The sequence below is a fragment of the Rhodopseudomonas palustris genome, assembly GCF_034479375.1.
Taxonomy (GTDB): Bacteria; Pseudomonadota; Alphaproteobacteria; order Rhizobiales; family Xanthobacteraceae; genus Rhodopseudomonas; species Rhodopseudomonas palustris_M.
Window position 1 is genome coordinate 948,856 of sequence record NZ_CP140155.1, and the last position, 26,939, is coordinate 975,794.

Sequence of the window (26,939 nt, forward strand, 5' to 3'; positions counted from 1 at the left end):
TTTCACCATTTTTATTGGCGGTCCGAGGCGCTCGGCGTTCGTCTCCTCATCAGAACGCGTGCGGCCCTGACCGATGCCTCGTCCAATGGTTGGTTCACGTCATCGCGCTTCGATGCAGAGATACTATTGAACCGATCGAAAGAGCGTCCGATGCCAGATCACGCGCCCGCCCCCCCCAAACTTTCTCCGCACCACCGCGCGTTGCGCCATGGCGCGTTGCTGGTCACCGTGAGCGCGGTGAGTTTGCTGCTGGCGAATGGTGTGGCGACAGCGCGTCCGCTCGGCAGCTTTGGCTCCGCACAATCGGCGCCGATGGTCACGATCGACGCCGCGACGCTGGCGGCGCAGCAGGCGGCGGCGGCGGCACGGCAGAGCGCGGGTGCGCTGACGCGGGCGACGCAGGCGCTGCAGGCGATGCAGGCCGCGCAGTCGGCGGCGCGGGCGGCGGCCGCGGCAAGCCAGACTTCGGCGACGGCGCCCGTCAATGTGCCGAACGGCCTTACGGCCGGCGGTCTCGATCCGAACCTAGCGGCGGGTTGGCGCGGCGCCAATGCGCCGACCCGGGGCGTCGATGCGTCGGGCCAGACCCAAATCGGCATCCGCCAGACCTCGGCGCAGGCGATCCTGAACTGGAACAGCTTCAACGTCGGAGCCCGGACGACGCTGACCTTCGATCAGCAGGGCAATAGTTCGTGGGTAGCGCTCAACCGCGTCACGTCGGCGACCGCGCCGAGCCAGATCCTCGGCCAGATCAAGGCCGACGGCCAGGTCTATGTGATCAACCAGAGCGGCATCATTTTCGGCGGCGGCAGCCAGATCAATGTCGGCTCGCTGATCGCCGCGACCGCGGGCATTACCGACAGCCAGTTCCTGACCAACGGCATCTATTCGACGCTGAGCGGCTCGACCTATACGCCGAGCTTCACTGCCGCCGGCGGCAAGGTCGTGGTCGAGAGTGGGGCCACGATTGGCACACCTTCGCCCTCGTCGGTCACGTTGGGCGGCGGCTATGTGCTGATGATCGGCTCGCAGGTCGAGAATGCCGGCAGCATATCGACGCCGAAGGGCCAGACCTTGCTTGCGGCCGGTGACAGTTTCACCCTGCGTCGCGGCTTCGGCACCCAGGGCAACGCGGCATCGACGACGCGCGGCATCGAGATTTCGCCGGTCATCGGCGCGGCAAGCGGCAGCGGTCGTGTCAGCAACAGCGGATTGATCGTCGCTCAGCAGGGCGACATCACGCTGGCCGGGCGGACGTTGACCCAGAGCGGCGTATTGCTTGCCACCAGTTCGGTCAATACCCGCGGCACCATCCACCTGCTCAATTCGGCGGCCGATCGCCAGGGCAGCGTGACGCTCGGCGCGACCAGCGTCACTGCCATCCTGCCTGAGCTCGAGAGCAGCGAAACTGCGCTCAACAGCCAGCGCGATGCGCTGATCGCCTCTTCGGCGGAGGCCAATCTGCTGCGTGCCAGCAGCGCGACCGGCGTGTTCGACAACCTGTCGTTGCTGGCCGACCGGCAGGACCAATCACGAATCGAAATCGTCACCGGCGGCGTGGTGAATTTCCAGAGCCGGTCGCAGACCATCGCGCAAGGCGGTCAGGTTGCCGCCAGCGCCGGCCAGCGCATCTTCGCCGAACAGAGCGCGAGCATCGACGTCTCCGGCACGCGTGATGTCCTGCTGCCAATGTCGGCCAATCAGGTGCTGGTCAATGTTCAGGGCAATGAGCTCAGGGACTCGCCGGTGAACCGCGATAGCGGTGCATTGATCAACAAGGATGTCTGGATCGACATTCGCGATCTCGTGCTGGTTCCCGCCGGCACCGGCGGCTATGCCGCCGATCGCTACTATACCAAGGGCGGCCTGCTCGAAGTCGGTGGCAATCTCTCGAACACCGCGCACAAGATCGGCGAATGGACAGCGCTCGGCGGCACGGTCACGCTGGCGGCGCCGGAAGTCGTGGCGCAGGCAGGCGCACGCTTCGACATTTCCGGCGGCTCGGTCAGCTACGCCGGTGGTAATATCTATTCCACCCAGCTGATCGGAACCGATGGTCGGACCTACAGCTTCGACAATGCGCCGGCCGACATGAAGTTTGTCGCCGTCGGCGGCGGCTTCGTTCGCTATCATACCATTCAGGGCCAGATCGCGCCGGCGCTGACCGAGACCTGGGCCAACGCTGGCGGCCGCTTCGGGTCCGCGCAATGGGAGGACGGCTACACCGTCGGTCGCGATGCCGGCCGCCTGATCCTGTCGACGCCGACCGCAATGTTCGAGGCGGACATCATTGCCGACGTGGTCGACGGTGCACGCCAAACCGCGGCGCGCGAGGCAGCCTTCGTCGATGGCTACAAGCAATCGCAGAAGGCCGTGCCGCTCGCGGGTACGCTGACGACCGGTCAATACACAGCGATCGGGCGAATCAATCTGTACAACAGCGACGTCCGGATCGGGGATATCGCCGACGTCACTGCGGGGCTTGGTGCGGCTGATGCCCTGCCTGCAGCCCGCACCAACACCGTCTGGCTCGATGCGGGCCGCCTCAACGATCAGGGGCTCGGACGTATCGAGATCGGCACGCGCGGTGCCATCGCGATCACGGCGGATCTGACGCTGGCCCATGGCGGCGCACTCGACATGACGGCGGCGGTGATCGACATCAAAGCCGATGTCACTGCGCATGGCGGCTCGATCGGCGCCACCAATGTGTTTTCCACCTCGGTCCTCGGCACCGTGAGCCTCACATCGAACGGCGCGTCGAGCGTCACGGTGCGCGCGGGTTCGGTGCTCGATCTGAGCGGTGTGCGAAGTCTCGGTGCCGCCGGATACGAGCCGAGCGCGCTTGCCCGTCTTGATGGCGGCAATGTTTCGCTGCAATCGACCCAGGATGTGGTGGTCGAGGAGACGGCGCTCATCGACGTTTCGTCTGGCGCTGCAATGCTGCCGAACGGCAAGATTCAGGGCGGCCGGGGCGGCTCTGTCATGCTCAGGGCCAATCTGAATGGCGTCGGTTCGCGGGGAGACGTGACCCTTGCCGGCGACGTTCGGGGCTATGGCATGAACGGTGGCGGCCGATTGACCGTTCAAACCGATCGCGTGGCGATCGGTGCAGCCTCCGACATCACCGCCCGAGCCCTGGCGCTGGCTGCGAATTTCTTTTCCAAAGGCTTCGGGTCCTACACGATCATCGGCAACCGCGGCGTGACGGTTGCCGAGGGTGCGGTCGTGGATGTCACGATGCCGGTCTATCGCCTTGCGGGTTCAACGGCGGCAGGCCTCGAAGTCTGGACGCCGCCGGTCTACACGACCAACAGCCCGACCGGCGTACTGACGCAGCGCGGCGGGGCCAGCCTGACACTGCAGGCCGGCAACAACCAGTTGCTGGCAAGCGAGCTGCCGTCGGTCGGTCTCACCGTCGGCAAGAACGCCGCGATCAGTGTCGATCCCGGCAAGTCCATCGCGCTGAGCAGTGCCGGCCAACTGACGGTCGACGGCACACTGCATGCCGCGGGCGGCAGCATCTCGCTCAAGACTATCGATCTGATCGCGAGCGAAGCCGACAAGATCGCCGCCACCACCAACAGCCGCTCGATCTGGATCGGCGAGCGCGCCCGGCTCGACGTGGCGGCGCAGGCCGTCGTGGCGCTCGACGCGCGCGGCCGACGCTATGGTCAGGTCGGCAATGGCGGCAGCATCGTGATCGGCGGCGAGATCGACGCCGCGCTGGGGCAGGCGACGGCTTCGAACAACTTCATCGTGGTGCGGGCGGGCGCGGTGCTCGATGCGTCGGGCACGGCGGCGACGCTGGACGTTGCCGGCCTCGGCAGCGTCGATGTCGCCAGCAATGGCGGCAGCATCTCGCTCGTCTCCAACAACGGCCTGTTCCTCGACGGCACCATGATGGCGCGCGCCGGCGGTGCCGGGGCCGCGGGCGGCAGCCTCAACGTCGCGCTGCAGATGCCGGAATATCGGGTGCAGAGCTATGATCCTGTCAATCAGCCGCTTGCTGATCCGGCCTATCGGGCGTTGCGTCAGATCGTCCTCGCCGATCGGCAGGGAGACTCGGTGCTGGGCGCCGGACTTCAAGCCGGCGCGGCGGATTCGGCGCTGGCCTATGGTTACGGGCGGCTCGGTGCTGATGCCGTCGCGCGCGGCGGCTTCGACAATCTGTCGGTGATGAGCAGCGCGATCGGCTTCGATGGCAATGTCAGCCTGCGGGTCGGGCAGAGCCTGAATCTCTACAGCGATATGATGATGCCGGTGACCGGCAGCGCGCAGGATGCCCGGATCACGCTGGCCGCCGCCTATGCCCGGCTCGGCCAGATCAACTACGTCTACAAGGAACCGGACCCCCAAAAATCGCGCACGCCGGTCTTCACCGCGGCGCCGACGCGTTACGACGTTCAGCTCGATGTCGCCGCGCAACTGATCGACATTCGCGACACCGTCAATCTGAGCTTCGGCAAGACCCGTCTGCACAGCGACGGCGATCTGCGCTTCGTGCAGGGCGTGCGGCCCATGGGCGGTCTGATCAGCACGTCGCTGCTCAGTCCCGGCAGCATCACCTTGCGCGCGACGCAGGTCTATCCGACGACGGGCACCGTCGCGCAGGTGCAGGTCGGGCAAAACACCGTGAACGGCGTGATCGGCTATGATCCCGCGCAGACACTGCGCATCGAGGCAATTTCGGCCGAGGCGCCGGCGGTGCCCTATTCGGTGTTCGGCGACCTGACGCTGGCCGCGGCCGTGGTCGAGCAGGCCGGCGTCGTTCGTGCGCCATTGGGTAAGCTGACGATCGGAGCGGGCGGCTATGACAACAACAAGTCCACCCGTGTCACCTTGCTGCCGGGCAGTCTGACCTCGGTGAGCGGGCGCGGACTGATGATGCCCTATGGCGGCACCATCGATGGTCTGAGCTACAGCTACAACGGCAAGGATGTGACGCTGATCGGCGCCGGCGGTGCGAGCTTCGTGGGCAGCAGCGGCGGGCTGACAGTCGGTATCGCTTTGGGCGGGCAGAGCGCGGTGGTCGAATCCGGCGCGGTGCTGGATCTGTCCGGCGGCGGCGATCTCACCGGCGCGGGCTTCATCACCGGACGCGGTGGCTCGGTGGATATTCGGACGACGGCGTTCGCCAACGCCAATCCCGCCAACAGATTCAGCGCGCCCGGCAATACGGTCTATGCGATCGTGCCGGGCTTCAAGGGCAACTACGCCCCGGTGGGGTCCGAAAATGCCGCGAACGATCCGCGCCTCGGGCGCCAGATCACGCTGGACGGTAGCGTGCCCGGGCTGCCGGCCGGCACCTATACGCTTATGCCCGCAACCTATGCGCTGTTGCCCGGTGCGTTCCGCATCGAGATCGGCGCGCAGCAATCGCGCGTCGTCGTCGCCGGCGCCAATGCGCTCGGCAACGGCTCCTATCTCGCCTCGGGTCAGCTCGGCATTGCCAATACGACGATCAAAGACAGTCTCCCCAGCCAGATCGTGGTGACGCCCGGCGCCGTGCTGCGCAGCTATTCGACCTACAACGAAACCAGCTTCGCCAATTATGTGGTTGCCGATGCCGTCAAGCGCGGCGTGCCGCGGGCAATGTTGCCGATCGATGCGCGCAGCCTGCTGCTGAACCTCAATCCCGGCGCCGGGATCGATGCGCTGCGGTTCAACGGCACGGCGCGGTTCGATGCGGCCAGGGGCGGCTATGGCGGCGCCGTGATGGTCGCGACGAATTCCGGCGGCGGCTCCGATATCGAGATCGTGGCCGAAGGCGGCACCGCAACGGCCGGCTTTGCCGGATTGTCGATCGATTCATCGATGCTCAATGCGCTCGGCGCGTCGCGCATCGTGGTCGGCGGCATTCAGTATATCACTTACGGGCAGGGCGGCCGGCTGGTCGATAGCGCCGACTCCACGCAATTTATCTATCTGCGTCCGGGTTCGCTGCTGGCGGCGCCCGAAGTCTTCCTGATGGCCAACAGCAACAACACTCGAACCGGAAGCGGCATCGTCATCGAGCAGGGCGCCCATATCAACACCATTGGTAAGGGCGATGCGGCCTACGATTCGCGCGACGGCTATGTCTATGCCGCCACCGGAAACCAGGTGATGGTCTCCAACGGCATTCTCATTCTGGCGCCGAACAGCGCTGCGGCGAATGCCGTCACGGCCAGCGGCGTCCGCATCGGCGTCTGTGACAGCGGCAATTGCAGCGGTCAGACCGAAATCTATTCCGAAGGCACCATCGCGCTGGTGACGCCGAACCAGTTCCAGATGAACGATACCGTGGCCTACGGCACCCGCAATCTCACACTGTCGGTGAGCCGGATCAATCTCGGCGACAGCGCGGTGTTGAACGTCGCCGCGGCGCGCAACATCCTGCCGAGCGGGCTGTCGATGAACCAGGCGCTGCTCGACCGCCTGCTGCGCGGCGATACCCGCTACGGCGCGCCCGGGCTCGAGACGCTGACGCTGTCGGCGTCCAATGCCGTCAACATCTTCGGCAGCGTCACGCTGGACACCGTCGATCCCGCGACCGGCAAATCGACGCTGGCCAATCTGGTGCTGGGCACGCCGGCTATCTACGGCGCCGGCAATGCCGGCGACGTCGCCACCATCCGCACCGGCAACTTCATCTGGCGCGGATCGACGCTGGCGCCGGGCGAACTGGTCGCGGGGGGCGCGGGCACCGGCAGCGGCACGCTGAACATCGATGCCGAGCGCATCGTGTTCGGTTACGGCGCCAATTCGCGCCCGACCGGAAATGATGTCGATGGCCGGCTGGCGCTCGGCTTCGCCAATGTCAATCTGTCGGCGACCGACCGCGTCAGCGCCAACCAGCAGGGCAACCTGTCGGTCTATCAGTCGCGCGGCGCTTATGTCGCCGGCCAGGGCTACAGCTATAGCGGCGGCAACCTCACCATCGCGGCGCCTTTGGTGACCGGCGAGGGCGGCTCGGTCAACAGCATTACCGCAGGCGGCGCGCTGCGGTTGCTCGGCGCGGGCACGCCCGGCGTGGTCGCCACCGACACGCTGGGCGCGCAGCTGACGTTGAAGGGCGACAGCATCGCGCTCGACACCGCGATCGTATTGCCGAGCGGCAAGCTGACGCTGAAAGCGACCAATGACATTTCCCTGACCGGGGCGTCGCGGATCGACATGAGCGGCCGCGAGGTGGTGTTCAACGATGTCAGGAAATACAGCTGGGGCGGCGACGTCACGCTCGACAGCAGCAACGGCAACATCCGCCAGGCGGCGGGCTCGGTGATCGACCTGTCGGCGCGCTTCAACAATGCCGGCAGCCTCACCGCGATCGCGCTCGATGCCGCGGCGGGCACGGTCGATCTGCAGGGCGCGATCCTCGGCACTACCGAGGGGCGCTATGACGCCGGCGGCACGCTGGTGCCGTATCGCGCCGGCAGCGCCATTGTGCGCGCGCAGACTCTCGGCGATTTTGCCGCGCTCAATGCGCGGCTCAATGCCGGCGGCGTCTTTGGTGCGCGCAGCTTCCAGATCAAGCAGGGCGACCTCACCATCGGCAACGAACTTAAGGCCAACGAGATCAACGTCTCGCTCGACAACGGCGTGCTCACGGTGGCCGGCACCATCGATGCCAGCGGCGAAAGCGTCGGCACCATTCGGCTTGCCGCGAAGAACGGCCTGACGCTGACGGGATCGGCGGTGCTCGATGCCCACGGCACGGTGCTGCGCGTCGACAGCTACGGCAAGATTATCGACAGCCCGAACCGGGCCATCGTCGAACTAAGTTCGGGCAACGGCCGGCTCACGCTGGCGCAGGGCGCCCGCATCGACCTGCGCCACGGCACCAGCGCTTCCGTGGGTTCGGCGGCGGGCCAGAACGACGGTCGCGCCCGTGGCACGCTGGAGCTCAATGCGCCGCGGATCGGCAGCAGCGGCAACGTCACCGACCTCGATGCCGTGGCTTATGGCGACATCGATATCGATGTCAGCGGCATGCCGAACATCCAGGGCGCGCGTTCGATCGCCGTCAATGCGATGCGGAGCTACGACGACGCGCCATACGCGCCGGATCCTGCGGCCAATGGTCGACGCTATCAGTACATCGATCAGGCCTGGCTGAAAAACCGTCACGACGAGAGCACCGACTTCATCAATGCGGCGCGCGTCAATGACGCGCTGGTCAACGGCAAGCTCGCCGGGCTCAACAATGCGACCTATCGCGACGTCTTCCATCTGCGGCCGGGCGTCGAGGTGGTCAGCAAGACGGCGGACGGCGATCTCGTCGTGCAGGGCGATCTCGACTTGTCCGGCTACCGCTATGCCAGCCTCAACCCGCATTCGCAGTTCACCGGCATCGCCGGAGACGGATCTGGCGAAGCGGCCGCGCTGACGCTGCGCGCCGGCGGCGACCTCAATATCTATGGCAGCATCAGCGACGGCTTCACCACGCCGCCGGCGACGCAGGATGACACTGGCTGGCTGCTGCTGCCCGGCAAGGAGTTCACCGGCGGCGATATCACCATTCCGCGCACCGGCGTGGTGCTCGCCACCGGCACCACATTCATCAGCGGCAAGGCGTTGAATTTCGATCTGCCGATGCAAGCGGCGACTTTCGGTGCGGGCACGGTGATCCCGACGGCGAGCTCATTGAGCACGCCTATGAATCTGGCCGCAGGAACTGTGCTGAGTGCCAATGTGCGCGATGCGTCCGGCAACCTGCTGTTTGCGGCCGGCTCGATCGTCAGCGCGCCCGTCACGCTGCCGGCCGGCACAAAGTTCGACGCGGGCATGAAGCTGCCGGACTCCGCGTCGCTGGCGGCGCTGATCTGGCCGAAGGGTGTCGCGCTGCCGATACCGGGCATACTGAACGGCGATCTCGCGCTGCCGCTGGGCGCTTTGCTGCCGGCCGGGACCGATATCAAACTTCCAAACAACGCCACCTCGGTGGATTTGCGGCCCGGGGCCGCCGGCAAACTCTGGGCGCTGGCCAAGATGCTGCCGGAAGGTTCGCAGTCGTGGTCGGTGCGGCTGGTCGCAGGCGCCGACACCAAGGCGGCGGACAGCCGGCTGACCGATCCGCATGCGGCCCATGGTGATCTGCGATTGGCCGACCATCACTATGGCCTCTACGGCAAGTCCAAGCCGGGGGGCACCCTGGTCTGGACGCAGGAAGGCGTCGATAACTGGGGCGATCCCAGTAACACATCGATTTTTGTGGGGGCGCCGGTCGACGAGGCCGCGATCGGCTATATCGGCATGTGCACCGATTTTCCCGGCTGGTGCGCGGTCAAGCCGGTCTTTACCTGGACCCAGTACGCAGCCGACGACCTCGAGTCTCAAGGAATCCCCGGCATCGTCGCCGGCACGCTGATCACCGACCAATTTCTGGACAGTTTGATCCCCGGCCTCACCGTCGATTCCCTGTGCGCCGGCACGCCCTCCTACTGCCTGAACACGGCCAAGGACACGTTCGACTTGCTCCCCGGCAGCACGCGCTTCAGCGTGGTCCGCACCGGTGCCGCCGATCTCGATCTGCTCTCGGCGCGCAGCCTGCAAATGAACTCGCTGTTCGGCGTCTACACCGCCGGCACGTCGTCCACGACGACCAGCGCCAGCGATCCCTACAATCTGCCGCGGGCCAAGACCGCGTCGGGCACGGTGCTTGGCGACGCCAATAAAGGCTACGATAAATTCGTCGACGGCGGGACGGACAGCCTGGCGCGCGCCTGGTATCCGACCGGTGGCGGCAATCTCACCATCAAGGCCGGCGGCGATCTGACCGGCAATCTGATGACCTTGCCAGTCTACACGGGCGGCGTTGGTCGGCCCAATCCGACCGATGTCGGTTACAACAGTGCTTCCATCGGCAACTGGCTGTGGCGGCAGGGCACCGGCACGACGCTCGGCGGCGGGGCCGATCAGGCCACCGCCTGGTGGATCAATTTCGGCAGTTACGTCGCGCGGAATGGCCGGGCCGACACGTTGGTCGGATTCACCGGTTTCGGCACGCTGGGCGGCGGTGATCTCCGCGTCGATGTCGGCGGCAATGCCGGTATCGTCACGCTGATGGGCAGCAACGTCGTCGCATCGGATGGCGTAAGCGCGCAGGATCAGATCAGCAACCAGCGCACCCAGGGTCTCGTGCTGGCCGTCGGCAGCACCGGCCGGCTCGGCGCCGATGGCAGCCTGACGCTGACCGGCGGCGGCGACCTCGATCTGCGGGTCGGCGGCAAGCTCAACCCGGCCTCGCTGTACAAGGACGCCAGCTTCAACGGCACCGTCACCAATTTGCGCGGCGACACCAGCATCGCCGCAGCCTCGCTGGGCATGGTGAGCCCGACCTATGGCGTCCAGTCGATCGACCAGTCGCCGCGCGAAAGCCGGGCCTTTGACGTATTCAATGCGTCGCGGGCGTTGGCCTTCGGCGGGTTGGCGCTGGCACCCGGCGATTCGACCTTTACGCTGAACAGCGGCAGCGACCTGGTTGTGTCCGGCGCCAGCGATCCCGGCCGCGTCACCACGATGATCGATGCACCCTATGGTCCAGCCTATGCGCGCGACGGCGCGGCCGGCGGCAAAACCTGGTTCTCGCTATGGACCGACCACAGCGCCATCAACCTGTTCTCTGCAGGCGGCGATCTGGTGCCGATCAGCCTCGGGACCCAACTGCCCTCCACCGACTCGGCGATGATGTATCCATCGATCCTCACCGCCGTCGCGGCCGGCGGCAGCTTCTACTATGGCAATGCGATCTCCGATCGCTCCGCCCTGATCTCGGCCGTTTACGCGCCGCTGCTGCTGGCGCCCTCGGCCAACAGCAAGCTCGAATTCCTGGCGTCGGGATCGATCTATGCGGGCGGCTACACGGTCGCGCGGACCAGCGCCTCTGCGGGATCGCTGGCGACGCCGGTCCGTCCGGCCTTCACCGTGACCGATCAGACCGGCACCACTGCATTCAGCAATCTGTCGGCGATGGGAAATGTGGCCGAGTGGAGCCAGGGCATCTATCCGCTGTTCGCCTTCGGGCCCAACACCGCGACGGCGGAGTGGGGCGCCCTCGATCCGGCGCGGTTCTACGCCGTCAATGGCGATCTGGTCGGCGTCAGCAGCGGCCGCATCGTGACCTTCGCCGCCAACGATCCGACGCGGGCCGGGCAGGTCTGGTATCAGGGCGCAGGCCCGGTGCGGATGATGGCCGGCCGCGACATCGTCGGCAGCGGCACCGCGATCGGGACCACCGAGGACGGGCTGGGGGCGGGATACGACACCTACTTCTCCTCGACCGGCAACCTGTTCGTGCACAACGACGAGACCGACGTGTCGCTGGTGCAGGCCGGGCACGACATCATCTACAGCAGCTTCAATATTGCCGGTCCCGGCACACTGCAGATCACCGCAGGCCGCAATATCCAGATGGACAACAAAGCGGGCGTCGTGTCGGTCGGTCAGCCGATCGCTGGTGATCTGCGTCCAGGCGCTTCCATCACGATGCTGGCCGGGATCGGCGCGACAGAGCCGGACTACCAGGCGCTGCTGCGCTATCTCGATCCGGCCAATCTGCTGCCGAAGGGGACGCCGCTCGATGGCTCCGGCAAGGTCGCCAAGACCTACGAGAAGGAGTTGGTCGCCTGGCTCCAAGATCGCAACTTCAGCGCTAAAGACGTTGAGGAGGTCGGCACCAGGTTTGCCAAACTGTCGCCAGAGGAGGTCACCAAGACGGTTGGCGAGGCCCGCGCGAAGTTTGCCGATCTGACGTCCGAGCAACAGGCCATATTCCTGCGTAAGGTCTATTTCGCCGAGCTGACCGCCGGTGGCCGCGAATACAACGACGCCACCAGCCCGCGCCATGGTAGCTATCTGCGCGGTCGCGCGGCAATCGCGGCGCTGTTCCCGGATGCTGCAGCAGCATCGGGCGACATCACCATGTTCGGCGGCTCCGGCGTGCAGACGCTGTTCGGCGGCGACATCCAGATGTTGACGCCGGGCGGCAGACTTGTGGTCGGTGTCGAAGGTGTCGCGCCGCCTTCGACGGCCGGCCTGGTGACGCAAGGATCCGGCGACATCCAGGTCTATGCCAAGGGCAGCGTGCTGCTCGGCCTGTCGCGCATCATGACCACCTTCGGCGGCAACATCATCGCCTGGACTGCGACGGGCGACATCAACGCCGGTCGCGGCTCGAAGACCACGGTTGTCTACACGCCGCCGAAGCGGGTCTACGACATCTATGGCAACGTCACGCTGTCGCCGCAGGTGCCATCCGCCGGCGCCGGCATCGCGACGCTCAGGCCGATCCCGGAGAAACCAGCCGGCGACATCGACCTGATCGCTCCGCTCGGCACCATCGACGCGGGTGAAGCCGGCATCCGCGTCTCCGGCAATATCAACTTGGCCGCGCTGCAGATCGTCAACGCCGCCAACATTCAGGTGCAGGGAACGGCAGCGGGGATACCGACCGTGCAGCCGCCGAGCATCGGCGCCGGCTTGGTGGCATCGAACGCGACCGCCGCCACGCAGCAGACAGCGGCGCCGGCGCAGACGAACAATGATCGCCCATCGGTGATCATTGTCGAATTCCTGGGCTATGGCGGCGGTGGCGACGGCGGCACGCCTGACGACAGCGACGGCAATCGCCGACGCGATCGCCGCAGCGACGTTGATCGCATGCAGGATCCGTCCAGCCCCGTGCAGGTGATCGGCTCCGGGGTGTTGTCCCCCTCGCAACGGCAGCAACTGACGGAGGCGGAAAGGCGCAACTTTGATGCGCCATAGGGAGAATGGGAATCGTCGCTCAGCGCGTGAACGCGCCGACCTTTGCCGACGGTGGAGTCTGTATCGATTGCTGTGGACGACCCGGGCACAGGCAATGCCGTGGGAGCTGCTCGAACAATCACCCGCTTGGGCAGCGGTCTCACGCTGTGGACAACAGTGATCCGGCGAGACTGCCTCGGAGGTCGATTTAAACTCGATTGTCTTCGGGGGTCAGCACGATCTCCTTGACGAGGGATCGCGGGACCTCATCGGCCTTTCACTGGTTTGCTTCACTAGCGTTCGCAGCGCTTCGTGGGTGCTCATTGCGGTCCTAATGAAGATCCTCGGCGTTTCGTGCGAAGACGACATCAATTGTTCAGGGTGATGTAGGCGCTGCTGGGCTCACCGCATAATCTTCGAAGTACTGCTGCCCATCTGATTTTGGCGGGACCATGCTCAGACTCTCACGACTACCTTACCCAGCGCCTGGCGGCCCGACAGCGTCTTGAAGGCGTCGCGGAAATCCGTGAGGTCGAAGACCTGACCGACAGCCGGCTGCAGCTGTCCCGCGCTCAGCAGCCGGAACAGATCGCCTGTGACGCGCTGATAGGCCTCCGGCTCGCGCCGGGGTACCTGCGCGAGATCGACGCCCATCAGCTGCGCGCCCTTCAGGAGCGGCAGGTTGAAAGGAAGCGCGGGAATGCTGCCGGCCGCGAATCCGATCACGAGGTGGCGCCCTTTCCAGGCGATGGATCTGAACGCCTCGAGCGAGACCGGGCCGCCGACCGGATCGACGATCACGTCGCAGCCGTGGCCGTCGGTGAGCGTCTTGAGCTCGTCGCGCCAATCCGCGCGCGTGTAGTCGATGGCCGCATCGGCACCGAGGTCCAGGGCGAAGCGACGCTTTTCCTCGGTGGACGCTGCGGCGATGACGCGGGCGTCGAGAATCTTGCCGAGCTGGATCGCCGCCGTCCCGACGCCGCCAGCCGCGCCGAGCACGAGCAATTGCTCGCCGGCCCGTAGACTGGCTCGTTCGGTGAGCGAATAGTGCGCGGTGAGATAGTTCGCTCGGAACGACGCGCCCGCCTCGGCGGAGACGCCGTCTGGAAGGCGGCGCAGGGCCTCGGGTGGAACGACGACAAATTCGGCGAGCGCTCCGGAGCGCAGCATTCCCATCACCCGTGTGCCGGGCACGTAGCCGGTCACGCCGTCCGCGACCGCCTCCACTTCGCCGGCGAATTCGGTGCCTGGGATGAACGGCAACGGATCCTTGGTCTGATAGAGGCCCTGGACTTTGAGGCCGTCGACGAAGCCGATCCCGACCGCGCGCACGCGCACCCGCACCGAACCTGGCGAGAGATCTGGAATCGGGACGTCCTTCAACACGATCTGATCGATGGCCGTATAATTCTCGACGACGACCGCTCTCATTGTGGTTCCCTCTCCAATTCGCATTCCTGGCCGGTCCGCTGCACCGGTGAGCGCTGATTCCCGGCTTGTAATCCAAATCGCATAATCGCCCAACTCGTGGATGCCGTGCAGCCTGTTCACTGCTCAGTTGGCGTTGCTGCTTCCCACTTCCGCGTCGACCAGTTCGCCAAGGGGTTGCCAGCGCTGGCCATCGAAACGTATGAGTTGCATCTGCTCGACGGGGAAATAATCTCGTGAAGACGTGTTGATCTTGATGCCGGGAAGCAGCATCGGAACAGTGAGGTCCTTTATGGTCGCCGCCTGCCGCATCACGTTCTCCCGCGTGAGATCGTCGCCGCAGCGTTTGAGGACCTCGACCATAGTCGCCGCCACCGCGTAGCCGTAGACGCTCACTCGGTCCGCCTTGTCGCCGTCGGGCAGATACTTGTCCATAAACGCGTTCCAGTGCTTGATTTCAGGGTCATCACCCCACGCCGGATCCGCAGGATCTTTCAGATAAGCGTTCGAGATGATGCCCTTGGCGTTCTCCAGCCCGGCCGGGCGAAGCACGCTTGCGACCGAACTCGAGACCGATCCCAGAAAGAAAATGGGCTTCCAGTCGAGCTCGGCGAGTTTACGAATCGCCTGCGCGCTTGCCTTCGGCGTGCTCCAGGCCACGAAGATATCTGCGCGGGAGCTCTTCAGGCGGGCAAGGTGGGCATCGATGGTCGGCTCGGACAACTCGAACGAGGCGTCGGCGACGATCATCGAGGCTTTGTCGGCGAGGCCATCGCGCAAGCCCTTGAGCTGGTCCTTTCCTCCATCGTCGTTCTGCCAGAGCACGGCAATCTTGCTGTTCGGATAGTGCTTGAGGATGTACTTGGCGTAGGCGCGGCCCTCGCTCTGAAAATTGGGCTGCCAGCCCATCGTCCACGGAAACTGTTGCGGATCGCCCCAGCGAGTCGCGTTGCTGGCGACAAAGAGCTGCGGCACCTTGCGGGCATTCAGAAATTTCTGAATCGCCGCGTTCGAGGGGGTGCCGACAGTCTGATAAACGAACAGGACCTCGTCGCTCTCGACGAGCTTGCGCGCCTGCTCGACGGCCTTCGGCGGGCTGAAGGCATCGTCGTAGCTGATGAAGTTGATCTTGCGCCCGTTGATGCCTCCCTCGTCGTTGACCTTGCGGAAGTAAGCCGCTGCGGTGCGGCCGATGATGCCGTAGGCCGACGCCGGCCCGCTGTAGGGCGCGATGTTTCCGATCTTGATCTCGGTATCGGTCGCGCCAAGATCGTACTTCTTGTCGGCGGCGGCGGGCGAGGTTGCGGCGATAGCGGCGGCCAGGGCGCCGGCGACGACATGCGACAGATGCTTCCTCGGCATGGAGTTTCCTTCGGCTCGAGAGATCGGGATGAGTGAAAAGATCTGCAGTGAGGGATTGATCGACGGGCCCTTGGCTCAGCCGACAGCGCCCGCTTCCTTGAGCCGGGCGATGTCGTCCGCGGAGTATCCGAGCTCTTCGAGGATCATTCGGCTATGCTGTCCCGGTTCGGGAGCCGGCCGCGGAGCGGTCTTGGCCACGCCAGAGATCCAGAACGGACTATCGATGGTCTTGCCCTGGCCCGGAATCCAACTGGCTGCCACGAACGCGCCGGCGTGATGCATCTGCTCGTCGTCGACGAGATCGCCGGCGCGCGCGACGACGGAAGCGGTGATATCAGCCGCCTGAAAGATCCGCTGCCATTCAGCGGCGTCGCTCCTGGCGAATACGTCGTCGAGGATGGCGACAAGCTGTGAGGCGTTGGCGCGCCTGGGCGTCAGCGTCGCGAAGCGAGAGTCGTCGATGAGCTCCGGCACGCCCATGGCTTCGCAAAACCGAGACCAGTCGCGCTCTTCTTGAACCAGGCTGATCATGAACCAGCGATCATCGGCGCATCGATAGAAGCAGGTGAGCGCGTTGCGTGTTTCGTTCCGGGGCAGCCGATACTGGATTTCACCGCCGCAAAGCACGGCCTGGATCGACGCCGCGTTGGCCCACGCGCCGTTGGCCAGCAACGAGCTGGTGACGAAACTGCCGCGTCCGCTGCGTTCGCGATGCAGCAAAGCCGTGACGATGGCGGCGTAGAGCGTGACGGCGGTCGGCTGGTCGCCCATGCCGAGAGTGGGGGCGGCCGGCGCGCTGCGAACGTCGGGGCGAACATTATCGGCGAGGCCCGACCGCGCCCAGAACGCGTTGGCGTCGAAGCCTGGCCGCTCGGCGTCCGCGCCGGTCTCGCCGTAGCCCGTGAGCGCCGCGTAGACGAGCCGCGGATTGAGGGCCGAAAGCTGTTCGTAAGTGATCTCCAGTCGCTTCCGCGAGGCGGGCGACTGATTGGTAATGAAAACGTCGGCGGTGCGTACGAGCTGCGTCAAAACCGCGCGGCCGGCTTCCGTCTTCAGGTTCAACGCCATCCCCCGCTTGCTGCGCGCGGCGATGCTCCATGCGTAGTTGTGATCCGCCTTAGGTAGATTCGGCAGGAGCCCGAGGAGGCGCTGCGGATCGCCGGTGCCGGTGGGCTCAATCTTGATAACGTCCGCGCCGAAATCCGCGAGGATTACAGCCGCGGCGGGGCCCGCCACGAACGTCGCCGCATCAATGACTTTGAGGCCCTGGAATACAACGCTCACTTTGTTTCTCCCCATCGGTCGGTCGATCAGCTGCGTAGTCCGCAATGCCGGCGCCGTTCTTGTTTGGCCCGTCAATACCATCCTTGACCAAAAGGTTCAACCATTCATAGAATGGCCGCGAAGCAGCCGAAGGGGCTACGATCGCATGTCGCCGATTTCCGCAGCGCACCGACGCTTCACGTCGGCCGAGGATTGGCACTCCGCGATCGCGCCGCATTTCGCCGGGAGCCGCTACACGCGACGGGCACAGTCGTTCTCTCTCTGGGGGCGCCTCGAGAGATTGGGCGACACACTGTTGCTCGACAATTGCGTCGCGGCGTCCGGATTGGGGCCTACCAATGACACGTACGGACTTTCGATTGATCCGCTCGAGACCAGTAGCTGCTTCATTTTGCTGCAACGCGACGGCCGCGCATTCGTAAAGCAGGCTGATCAGGCGACGGAGCTCCGAGCCGGCGAATGGGCGATCTTTGACGCGTCCTTGCCGACCTCGTTCCTGATTCCGGATGCGAGTCGAACGATAGGGCTAGCGGTTCCCCATCGCTATGGCGAACGGTGGTCGCGCATTCAGATCGGAGGGATGCGCCTGGCGAGGTCTCCCGAGAGCCGAGTTGCACTCGCCATGATCGTCGAGGCCCTGGGATTCGTGGAATGGCCGAGCTCGCGCGTTCAAGCTTCGATGGAAATCCTGTTGATGGACGCCGTCGAGGCGAGTTTGGCCGCCGACGCCAACGAACGAAGTGCCTTGATGCTCGTGGCTGCGAAAATCGAACAGGTGAGACAGGCCATCGAGGTTCAGTTGAGTAATCCCAATCTGAGCCCGGACGATATCGGCCGATCGGTCGGGCTCTCGCGCCGCTCGCTGTACCGGCTGTTTCGCCAGATCAATCAGACTCCGATGGGGCTTGTTCAAGAAGCGCGCCTCGCGAGAGCTGCGCGATTGCTGCAACACCGACCAGAGGGGGCGAGCATCACCAGCGTGTCGTATTCGGTCGGCTTCGTCGACCCGACGCATTTCAGCCGGCTGTTCCGGGCGCGGTACGGCCAATCGCCCAGGCAATGGACCTTGACCGCGAGTAGGAATGCCGCGGCTCGGTGAACTTGGCACTCCGCGTCAGGTGCTCGGCACCGCCAGGCAGGTTTGCCTTTCGCGCCGGTGCTAAACAGTCACAAAAATAATCAGACGCTTGGAGGAAACGATGGTCGAGCGGATCGATGACGTGGTCGTGGATCCTGTCACGTACGGGACGCCGCGCAAATACGACGATGTCTTCGCAGGCCTGCGGCGCAATGACCCTGTGCGTTGGACGGAGCCGACCGGATATCGGCCGTTCTGGACGGTCGCAAAGCATAGCGACATCCTCGAAATCGAACGCCAGAACGACAAATTCATCAACGATCCGCGCCTTAGTCTTATTCCGATCGAGGAGGAGGACCGGCGAACGCGCGCCGGCAACGCCAAACTCATCAGGACGCTCGTCAACATGGACGAGCCCGATCATCGCGCTTATCGCGGTATTACGCAGGCGTGGTTCATGCCGATGAACCTGCGCAAGATCGAGCGCGACATCGAAGGCCTCGCTCGGGAGTTCGTTGCCCTGATGGGCGAGCGCGGCGGCCGGTGCGATTTCGTCAATGACGTTGCGCTTTGGTACCCGCTGAGGGTCATCATGACGATCCTCGGCGTTCCGCGCGAAGACGACGTCAAGATGCTCAGGCTGACGCAGGCGCTGCTGGGCTCGTCGGACAAGGAGTTGTCCGGAGGGACCAATGACATCCAGAACCGCCAGGTCGCGGCCCAGGAGTTCTTTCGCTACTTCGGCGCCATCGCGGAGGAGCGTCGCCGGGACCCGAAGGGCGATCTCGCCTCGGTAATCGCCAATGCGTCGGTCGACGGCAAGTCGATCGGGGTCTTCGAGAGCCTGTCGTACTATCTAGTGATCGCGACGGCGGGCCACGATACGACGAGCTCGGTGATGGCCGGTGGGCTGCATGCGTTGATCGAGCATCCGGCGGAGCTCCGTCGGCTGCGCGAGTCGCCGGATCTGCTGAATTCCGCGGTCGAAGAGATCCTGCGCTGGACCTCGCCGGTGAAGCACTTCTTCCGCACGGCGACTCAGGACTATCAGCTTCGCGGCAAGCGAATCCGCGCCGGTGATTCGTTGATGCTGTGCTTTCCCTCCGGCAATCGCGACGAGGAGGTGTTCGACGATCCGTTCGCATTTCGGATCGATCGTGCACCCAACCGTCATATCGCCTTCGGACACGGCGTGCATCAGTGCCTCGGACTTAACCTTGCACGGATGGAGCTGAAAGCTCTGTTCAAGGAACTGCTCGCGCAGGTGGACTCGATCGAGCTGTCGGGCGAGCCGGCGTGGATCGAGGCCAATCTGGTCAGCGGTCCGAAGCGGCTGCCGATCAGGTATCGCATGAAGAACCGCGCGGAGGCGTGATCGCGCCATCGCGTGCGCGAGGATCTGGGCGCCGCGCGTCGCTACGCAAGGCGTCCCGTCATTCTTTCCGACTCTGCCGCCGGTGCCGTCAACACCACAGAAACGCGCCCGCCGCACGCCATCGTCGCGAGAGCTCTCTCCGATAGCGGGCAAGCCAAGCGCGGATCGCGCTGTGAGGCGGGATCGTTCGCTTCGATCGCTCGGTGGCGGCGAGGGCGTCTATGCTGCGTCTGCTAACAGCGCGAAGGACGTGGCGATCATGCGACGCGGACACCGGCCGTGCATCGGCCGACGTGGCAGGTCCGGACCGATCGATGCCGATCGACCAGGTGCATCGCGCGGGCTTGCGGAGGCGCCGAACAAAGATTATCAATGGTACAACCAATAAGACGATAGGGAGAAGGCGACATGGCGCGTGCATTGGCGGTGGCCGTTCTTGGCCTGTATTTGTGGGCCGGTGGAGCGGCGGCGCAGCCGTTGAAGATCGGCGTGCTCACGGACATGTCGGGTGTCATCGCCGACACCGTGGGGCGGGGCTCCGTGGTCGCCGCCGAGCTGGCGGTGAAGGACTTCGGCGGCGCCGTGTTGGGACGACCGATCGAACTCGTCTCCGCCGATCACCAGCTGAAACCCGATGTCGGCCTCACCATCGCGCGACGTTGGTACGACGAGGAGCAGGTCGAGGCGATCGCCGACATTCCGGTGTCGACCATTGCGCTCGGAATTCAGAATCTGGCGCGCGTCAAAGGCAAGATCGCGTTGATCTCAGGCTCCGGGACGCTCGATCTGTTCGGCAAGTCCTGCTCGCCGACGGGGTTCATCTGGACGTTCGACACCACCGTGTTGCCGCGGGCCACCGTGCTCAGCGTCGCGCAGTCCGGGGCCAAGCGCTGGTTCGCGGTCGGCCCCGATTATTCATTCGGGCACCAGATGGAAAAGGCCGTTGCGGAAACGGTGAAAGAGATCGGCGGAGAGATGGTTGGTTCGCGTCGCGCGGCGATCGGAACCGCGGACTACGCATCGCTCCTGCTAGCTGCTCAGGATGCGAAGCCCGACGTAATCGCCTCGTCATTCGCCGGCCACGACGGCGTCTTGCTGATCGAGAACGCCGTCGAATTCGGCCTGCTGGAAAGAGGAATCCGGATCGCCGGTTTGATGCTGTTTGAGTCGGATGTGCACAGCCTCGGGCTCGATCGAATGAGGGGCATCTACACCACCAGTGCCTTCTACTGGGACACCGACGAGAACACCCGCAATTTCTCCAAGCGCTTCAGCGAGAAGATGGGCCGTCCGCCGTCCGCGTTGCAGGCGGGCGTCTACAGCGAGGTCACGCATTATCTGAAGGCTGTCAAAGCCGCCGGCACCACATCCGGGCCCGAGGTAGCGAAGAAGATGCACGAATTGCCGATCTCGGATCTAACGACGCCGTCAGCCAGGATTCGGGCCGACGGCCGCGTGATGCGCGACATGTTTCTGTTGCAGGTGAAGTCGCCGGCCGAGTCGAAGGGGCCCTGGGACTATTTCAAGATTGTCCGGCGGATCAAGCCCGAAGAGTTGATGTCGGAGACGCCGAATCCGGCTTGCAAACTCGCCCAGTAGTCCCCAGCGGGGACGCCCGGCGGCGGTGAGAACGGGCCGGGTGAGTATTTCTGTGGCACCGACTAGTACATCGTCAGAGGATACATGACTGCGCCAACGATCTTTCTCGACCAAACGGCTCTCCCGCGTGACGAAGTGCTGGCAAACGGCGCGCGCGCGGCCAGCGGATTTCATGCCATCGGAGTCTCCGAGGGAGACACCATCGCGCTGTTGCTGCGCAACGATTTCAGTTTCGTCGAGGCGACCCACGCGGCCTCGCTGATCGGTGCGTATTGCGTGCCGATCAACTGGCACGGCCGCGCGCAGGAATGCGCCTACATCCTGAAGGATGCCAAGCCCAAGGTGCTGATCGCGCATGCCGACCTGCTGGCGGCGGCCCGCGACGGCCTCGCGGAGAGCTTGCAGGGAATTGAGGTGATCGCTGTTCCGACACCACCTGAGATCGTGAGGCAGTTCGACGTTCCGGCCGGCGCCGAAACGCCGGTCGCATCCGACCGGAACTGGCCGGAATGGCTGGCGCAATTTCAGCCTTGGAGCGGGGCGCCGCCGCGCAGTCGCGCGACGCTGATCTACACGTCGGGCACGACCGGGCACCCGAAAGGCGTGAAGCGCCAGCCGGCGACGCCCGAACAGGCGAAGGCCTATGGTGAGTTGATGCGGTCGGTTTACGGCATCTCTCCCGGCGTGCGCGTCCTGATCGGTGGGCCTCTCTATCACGCGTCTCCGAACGCCTGCCTGCGTCAGGCCATTCCGCAGGCCGACGTGATCACCTTCCAGTCCAAATTCGAACCGGAAGAAATGCTGGCGATCATCGCGCAGCAGAAGATCACCCACGCGGTGATGGTGCCGACCATGTTCGTCCGGCTGATGCGATTGCCCGAAGAGACACGCCGCCGCTACGACGTCAGCTCGCTGCGTTGGGTGATCCATACAGGAGCGCCGTGCGCGCCGGAGATCAAGAAAGCGCTGATGGCGTGGTGGGGGCCGGTGATCTATGAGACCTACGGCGGCACCGAAGTCGGAGCGGTGATGCTGAGCACGCCGGAAGACTGGCTGGCGCATCCCGGCAGCGTCGGGAGGCTCACCCCCGGCGCCCGCATTGCCCTGTATGGCGAGGACGGCAAGCCGGTCGGCCCCGGCGAGACCGGCGAGATTTTCGTGCGTCAGGAGTCTCTGTCGGACATTGTCTATCTCAACGACGTCAACAAGCGAAAGTCGGTGGAGCGCGATGGGCTGATCAGCGTCGGGGACGTCGGTTATCTCAAGGACGAGCGCCTGTATCTCTGCGATCGGCGCTCCGACATGGTGATCTCGGCGGGCGTGAACATCTATCCGGCGGAAATCGAGTCCGCACTGATCCAGTGCCCGGGCGTGCGCGACTGTGCGGTCTTCGGCATCCCCGACGAAGAGTTTGGTGAGTCGCTCGCGGCGGCGATCGAGCTCGAGCCGGGATGGGAGCTCACAGCCGCACAGGTTCGCGCCGAGCTCACGCAGAGGATCGCCAAGTACAAGGTCCCGCGGCGGATCGACTTCCACGCCAAGTTGCCGCGCGAAGAGAGCGGCAAGATCTTCAAGCGCCGCCTGAAGGAGCCGTTCTGGAAGGCGACAGGACGCAATATCTGATCGACGAACGTGAGTTGTCGCGGGGGACGCCATGCCCGGCGGCCCCATTCGAGGTGTGGCATGACGATGGGCGCGAAGCCGCCATCTGGATGAGTGTTAGACGAATGATCAAGACCTTCGATCAAAATCTGTTTTCGTCGTTGTTTTCCGGCATGGACGATTCCGATCGACTCGCGATCGAGACGCACGACGGATATCGCATCAGCTATGCGGATTTGATCGCGTCGACAGGACGAATGGCGAACGTGCTGGTCGAACGCGGGGTCAGGGTCGGCGATCGCGTGGCGGCTCAGGTCGACAAGTCCGTCGCCAACATCGTGCTGTATCTGGCGACGGTGCGGGCCGGCGCGGTGTATCTGCCGCTCAACACGGCCTACACGCCGAACGAACTCGCGCATTTCATCGCCGACGCCGAGCCGTCGCTGGTGGTGTGCGAGACGGCGAGGGCGGACGCCATCGCGGCGATCGCGGCCGGCGTGAACGCGAAGGTCGAAACGCTCGACCCGACGGGGCGCGGGACGCTTACTGACGCCGCCGACGCGGCCGACAGCGGCTTCGTCACTGTGCCGCGCGGGCCCGATGATCTCGCCGCCATCCTCTACACCTCCGGCACGACCGGCCGGTCGAAGGGCGCTATGCTCACCCACGGCAATCTGGCGTCCAATTCACTGACGCTGGTGGATTACTGGCGCTTCACCGACAACGACGTGCTGATTCACGCGCTGCCGACGTTCCACACCCACGGGCTGTTCGTGGCCACCAATGTGACTTTGTTCGCTCGCGGCGCGATGATCTTTCTGCCGAAGTTCGATCCGGATCTCGTCTTGGCGATGATGGCGCGCGCTACCGTGCTGATGGGCGTGCCGACGTTTTACACGCGGCTGTTGCAACATGCCGGACTGTCGCGCGAGAGCACCGCAGGGATGCGATTGTTCGTCTCGGGTTCAGCGCCGCTGCTCGCAGAGACGCATCGCGCATGGCGGTCGCGTACGGGTCACGCGGTGCTCGAACGCTACGGCATGACCGAGACCAATATGAACACGTCGAACCCGTATGACGGAGAGCGCGTGCCAGGCGCGGTGGGCTTCCCGCTGCCGGAGGTGGTGCTGCGCGTTACCGACCCCGAGACTGGTGTGGAAAAGTCGCGCGGCGAGATCGGCATGATCGAGGTGAAGGGGCCGAACGTGTTCAAGGGCTACTGGCGTATGCCCGAAAAGACCAAGGCCGAATTCCGTGCCGATGGCTTCTTCATCACCGGCGATCTCGGCAGGATCGACGAGCGCGGCTATGTGCTGATCGTCGGACGCGGCAAGGATCTGGTGATTTCGGGCGGCTTCAATGTCTATCCGAAGGAGATCGAAGCGGAGATCGACGCGATGCCGGGCGTCGTGGAATCCGCCGTGATTGGCGTGCCGCATCCGGATTTCGGCGAAGGAGTGACTGCCGTCGTGGTGCGCAAGCCCGGCGCAAGTCTCGACGAGGCGGTGATCCTTGCAGGACTCGACGGCCGGCTCGCCAAGTTCAAGATGCCTAAACGCGTGTTCGTCGTCGACGAGCTGCCGCGCAATACGATGGGCAAGGTTCAGAAGAACGTCCTGCGCGACAGCTACGCCGACATCTATACGCGCCGAGCCGTTCGATCGACCGCGAGCTGATCGGCCGCCTTCAGCTCTGCCATGCCCCGGCCCGTAGCCGAGGACGCGCTGCAGCGCTTCGCTGGTGTGCTGGCTGAGAGTCGGGGCCGCTATCGGGGCACACCGGCGTATCTCTGAAGTGGAGTGGCGATCCGACGTTCGGGAACTCGCCCGCGGGCCGATGCGGAATCGACGACGCGAGCACGCGCTCGGCCGTTTCGACCGAGTTGAACGCGTCTTCTACGGTCCGAACGTCGCGGGCTGGCACGCCCGTGGTGTGCATTCCGGCCCGCCATCGTTCGTGAGTGTCTTTCGCGAGGGTTGTTTCGATCATGGCCGTGAGTTCTTCGCGATGCGCCATCCGATCGGGATTGGTGGCGAAGCGCGGATCGTCGGCACGGCTCGCCTTCGCCGCCGAGGTGGGGCTGAAGTGACGGAAGTCTTCGCCACTCGCCGCGTTCTCGAGCTTGATCACGTTGGCCCCACGCCGGCGAGGACGAGCGTGCACAACGGCCCTGCGATGAAATGCGAGAATCGCGGCAGAGGGAGTTGCGGCGGCCTGGTCCGTGTCACATCTCATTTGGTGAATTTATCGCGGCAACCCGAGGCCGCGCTGGGCGATCAGGCTGCGCTGGATCTCGTTGGTGCCGATGCTGATCACCCACATCAGCGAATGGCGGAGATTTTGTTCGATACGCCCGCGCAGAACCGCGCCGGGACTGTCTTCACTGAGAAGGGCCTCGAGCCCGAGCAGATCCAGGGCCGTTTCGCCAAAGCGTTCCATCAGCTCGCCAGAATAGACCTTGCTGATCGCGGCTTCGTCGGGCGGCGTCTCGCCGCTGTCGACCAGTTCCGCGCAGTGCACCATCATGCGGCGGCCCGCCTCGATCTCGGCTGCGAGCGCACCGATCTTGGCGCGGATCAGTGGATCGCAACGCATCGGTTGGCCGCAGCGCTCGGCGGTGCGGATGTGCGCGCAGAGAAGCTCGAACGCGTGCGCGACCTTCAGCACGATGCCGCCGCCAATGAAGCCGCGCTCAGTCGCCAAGGCTCCGGTGAGGACTTTCCATCCGTCACCCTCTGCACCGATCCGATTCTCCGCCGGCACCCGAACGTCGTCGTAGAAGATGTTGGCGAACGTACCCCCGTACATAGTTTCCGAAGGACGGATGGTGATGCCCGGCGTCTTCATCGGAACGATGAACATCGTGATGCCCGCGTGAGGCGGCGTCGCGGCAGGATCGGTCCGGGTCGCGAGCAGCATGTACTCGCCCCAATAGGTCGTGGTCCAGATCTTCTGGCCGTTGATGACGTAGCCATCTCCGTCGCGCACGGCGCGGGTCTTCAGAGAGGCAAGATCGGAGCCGGCCTGCGGTTCGCTGTAGCCCATGCCGTAGATGGCTTCGCCGCGCAAAATTTCCGGCAGATAGCGTCGCTGCTGTTCGGGCGTTCCGTAAACCTGCAGCATCGCCGCTTGCACCGGCGCGCCGGCCCGCGGGGCTTCGGCGCGCTCCATCTCCTCCATGAAGGCAAGTTGCTCGAACGCGCTACGCTGCTGACCGCCGAACGCCTTCGGCCAGTTCAGGCCGATCCAGCCGGTCTCGCCGAGCGCCCTGGCGAAGTCTCGATCGTACTCCCGCTCGCGAAACGAAAGTCGCTCGTACCGGGCGCGGCGTTCGCCAGACCAGTATGCCCCCAGCCAAGCGCGCACCTCCGCCCGGAAGGCATTTCCGGCTGGCCCGAGATCGTATTCGGGAAACTGCACCGGGCCGTCCTGATCGAGAAAGTAGCACGCGAGCTGTTCAACCGGCGGGCGTTCGCCTCCGTGGCGAAGCACGCCGAGATGAACTTGCCTGAAATGGCGCGGCGCCTCGTGCTCCTCGCTGTAGCCGACCGCGCCGAATGCATGCTGGGTCTCGAGCGAAATGCGGCGGAGGGTGCTCGCAGCGGTGGCTTGCGCGGCGGCTGCGAACCAGCGCCATCGTTCGATCCCGAGGTCGTGCTGAGCGGCGGCGTTGGCGAGTGTAAGTTCAGCCGCGCGGAGCGCGATATGGCAGTTGGCCAGTTTGTGCTGGATCGCTTGAAAGTTGCCGATCGGCCGGCCGAATTGCCGGCGTTCACGGGCGTACGCCACCGCCTGTTCGAATGCGCGCGTGGCGGCACCGAGCGCGCGCGCGGTTTGGCACAGCGCTGCGGCGGCGAGCAGATCGTCGATCTCCGCTTGCGTGAATCGGATGCGGACAAGTGCAGGCGAATCGATCCGCACGCGCCACCAGCCAGCCTTGCCCATTATCGGCGTCGGCTCGACGGTGACACCGCTGTCGATTCCGGCGATTACCAGTGCTGGGCCGGGCACGAACACGGCCAGATGCGTCAGGATGTCGGCGGCTTCGACGAAGCCCAGTTCCGCAACGAGGCGGTCGCCTCGCAGTTCCGCGCGGCCCGCACTCACATCATGGTCGAAGCTGGCGAACGCGAGGGCGACGACCGCATCGCCGGCGTAGAGCTCGTCAAGCAGAGCCGACAGAGCTGGGTCCTCGCTGCGGGCCGAAAGCTGCATCAGGTTGATCAATGAGGCATCCAGGAGCGGCGCCCGGCAGGCCGCTCGTCCGGCTTCCTGTTGCACGAGAAGGATTTCCCGTAGGCCGCCGTCGGCGGGAGACGAGGCGACCTGTGTCAGGCCCTGCGCGGCGAGCTTCGACCAGAGGCCACGAGTCGTCGCGCCGGCTTCCGCAACTGTCGTCTCGAAAAACCCGCGGACGGCTTCCTGAAGGATCCGGCGATCCTCGTCCGACGGCAGTTCATGCGCCATTCCTGTACCCCTCCC

Annotated in this window: 11 protein-coding genes; 6 read left to right on the forward strand and 5 right to left on the reverse strand. The window is 65.0% G+C overall.

Annotation, left to right across the window (positions count from 1 at the left end):
* Nucleotides 1-312 precede the first annotated feature (312 nt).
* Nucleotides 313-12,750, forward strand: a complete 12,438-nt coding sequence (locus SR870_RS04180) for a filamentous haemagglutinin family protein (protein WP_322516790.1) — start codon at nt 313-315, stop codon at nt 12,748-12,750.
* A gap of 435 nt (nt 12,751-13,185) precedes the next feature.
* Here the strand turns inward: SR870_RS04180 and SR870_RS04185 are convergent, their stop codons facing one another.
* The 3 genes from SR870_RS04185 to SR870_RS04195 form a co-directional block, all read right to left on the reverse strand.
* Nucleotides 13,186-14,160 (reverse strand): NADPH:quinone oxidoreductase family protein, encoded by a 975-nt coding sequence (locus tag SR870_RS04185; protein ID WP_322516791.1) that lies wholly within the window; start codon nt 14,158-14,160, stop codon nt 13,186-13,188.
* A 123-nt stretch (nt 14,161-14,283) separates the two neighbouring features.
* The gene (locus tag SR870_RS04190) at nt 14,284-15,519 is read right to left on the reverse strand and encodes an ABC transporter substrate-binding protein (RefSeq protein WP_322516792.1); all 1,236 of its coding nucleotides are present in this window, start codon (nt 15,517-15,519) and stop codon (nt 14,284-14,286) included.
* Nucleotides 15,520-15,594: 75 nt separating this feature from the next.
* Nucleotides 15,595-16,803, reverse strand: a complete 1,209-nt coding sequence (locus tag SR870_RS04195; RefSeq protein WP_322516793.1) for a CaiB/BaiF CoA-transferase family protein — start codon at nt 16,801-16,803, stop codon at nt 15,595-15,597.
* Between the two features lie 145 nt (nt 16,804-16,948).
* Here SR870_RS04195 and SR870_RS04200 point away from each other — a divergent pair, with 145 nt between their 5' ends.
* The 5 genes from SR870_RS04200 to SR870_RS04220 all read left to right on the forward strand — a co-directional run bounded on the left by SR870_RS04200 (nt 16,949) and on the right by SR870_RS04220 (nt 24,133).
* A complete protein-coding gene (locus tag SR870_RS04200) occupies nt 16,949-17,902 on the forward strand; it encodes a helix-turn-helix domain-containing protein (protein WP_322516794.1) in 954 nt (317 codons plus the stop codon).
* Nucleotides 17,903-18,002: 100 nt separating this feature from the next.
* The gene (locus SR870_RS04205; protein ID WP_322516795.1) at nt 18,003-19,256 is read left to right on the forward strand and encodes a cytochrome P450; all 1,254 of its coding nucleotides are present in this window, start codon (nt 18,003-18,005) and stop codon (nt 19,254-19,256) included.
* A gap of 408 nt (nt 19,257-19,664) precedes the next feature.
* Nucleotides 19,665-20,855, forward strand: coding sequence for an ABC transporter substrate-binding protein (locus tag SR870_RS04210; RefSeq protein ID WP_322516796.1), 1,191 nt, complete (start codon nt 19,665-19,667; stop codon nt 20,853-20,855).
* 84 nt (nt 20,856-20,939) lie between these two features.
* Nucleotides 20,940-22,478: an acyl-CoA synthetase gene (locus SR870_RS04215; protein ID WP_322516797.1), complete on the forward strand. Its 1,539-nt coding sequence runs from the start codon at nt 20,940-20,942 to the stop codon at nt 22,476-22,478.
* A 104-nt stretch (nt 22,479-22,582) separates the two neighbouring features.
* A complete protein-coding gene (locus tag SR870_RS04220) occupies nt 22,583-24,133 on the forward strand; it encodes a malonyl-CoA synthase (RefSeq protein ID WP_322518186.1) in 1,551 nt (516 codons plus the stop codon).
* 10 nt (nt 24,134-24,143) lie between these two features.
* Here SR870_RS04220 and SR870_RS04225 read toward each other — a convergent pair whose 3' ends face one another.
* Together SR870_RS04225 and SR870_RS04230 are read right to left on the reverse strand one after the other, a co-directional pair.
* The gene (locus tag SR870_RS04225) at nt 24,144-24,587 is read right to left on the reverse strand and encodes a CoA transferase (RefSeq protein WP_322516798.1); all 444 of its coding nucleotides are present in this window, start codon (nt 24,585-24,587) and stop codon (nt 24,144-24,146) included.
* A gap of 114 nt (nt 24,588-24,701) precedes the next feature.
* Complete coding sequence (locus SR870_RS04230) at nt 24,702-26,924, reverse strand: acyl-CoA dehydrogenase (RefSeq protein WP_322516799.1); 2,223 nt, start codon at nt 26,922-26,924, stop codon at nt 24,702-24,704.
* Between the last annotated feature and the right edge of the window lie 15 nt (nt 26,925-26,939).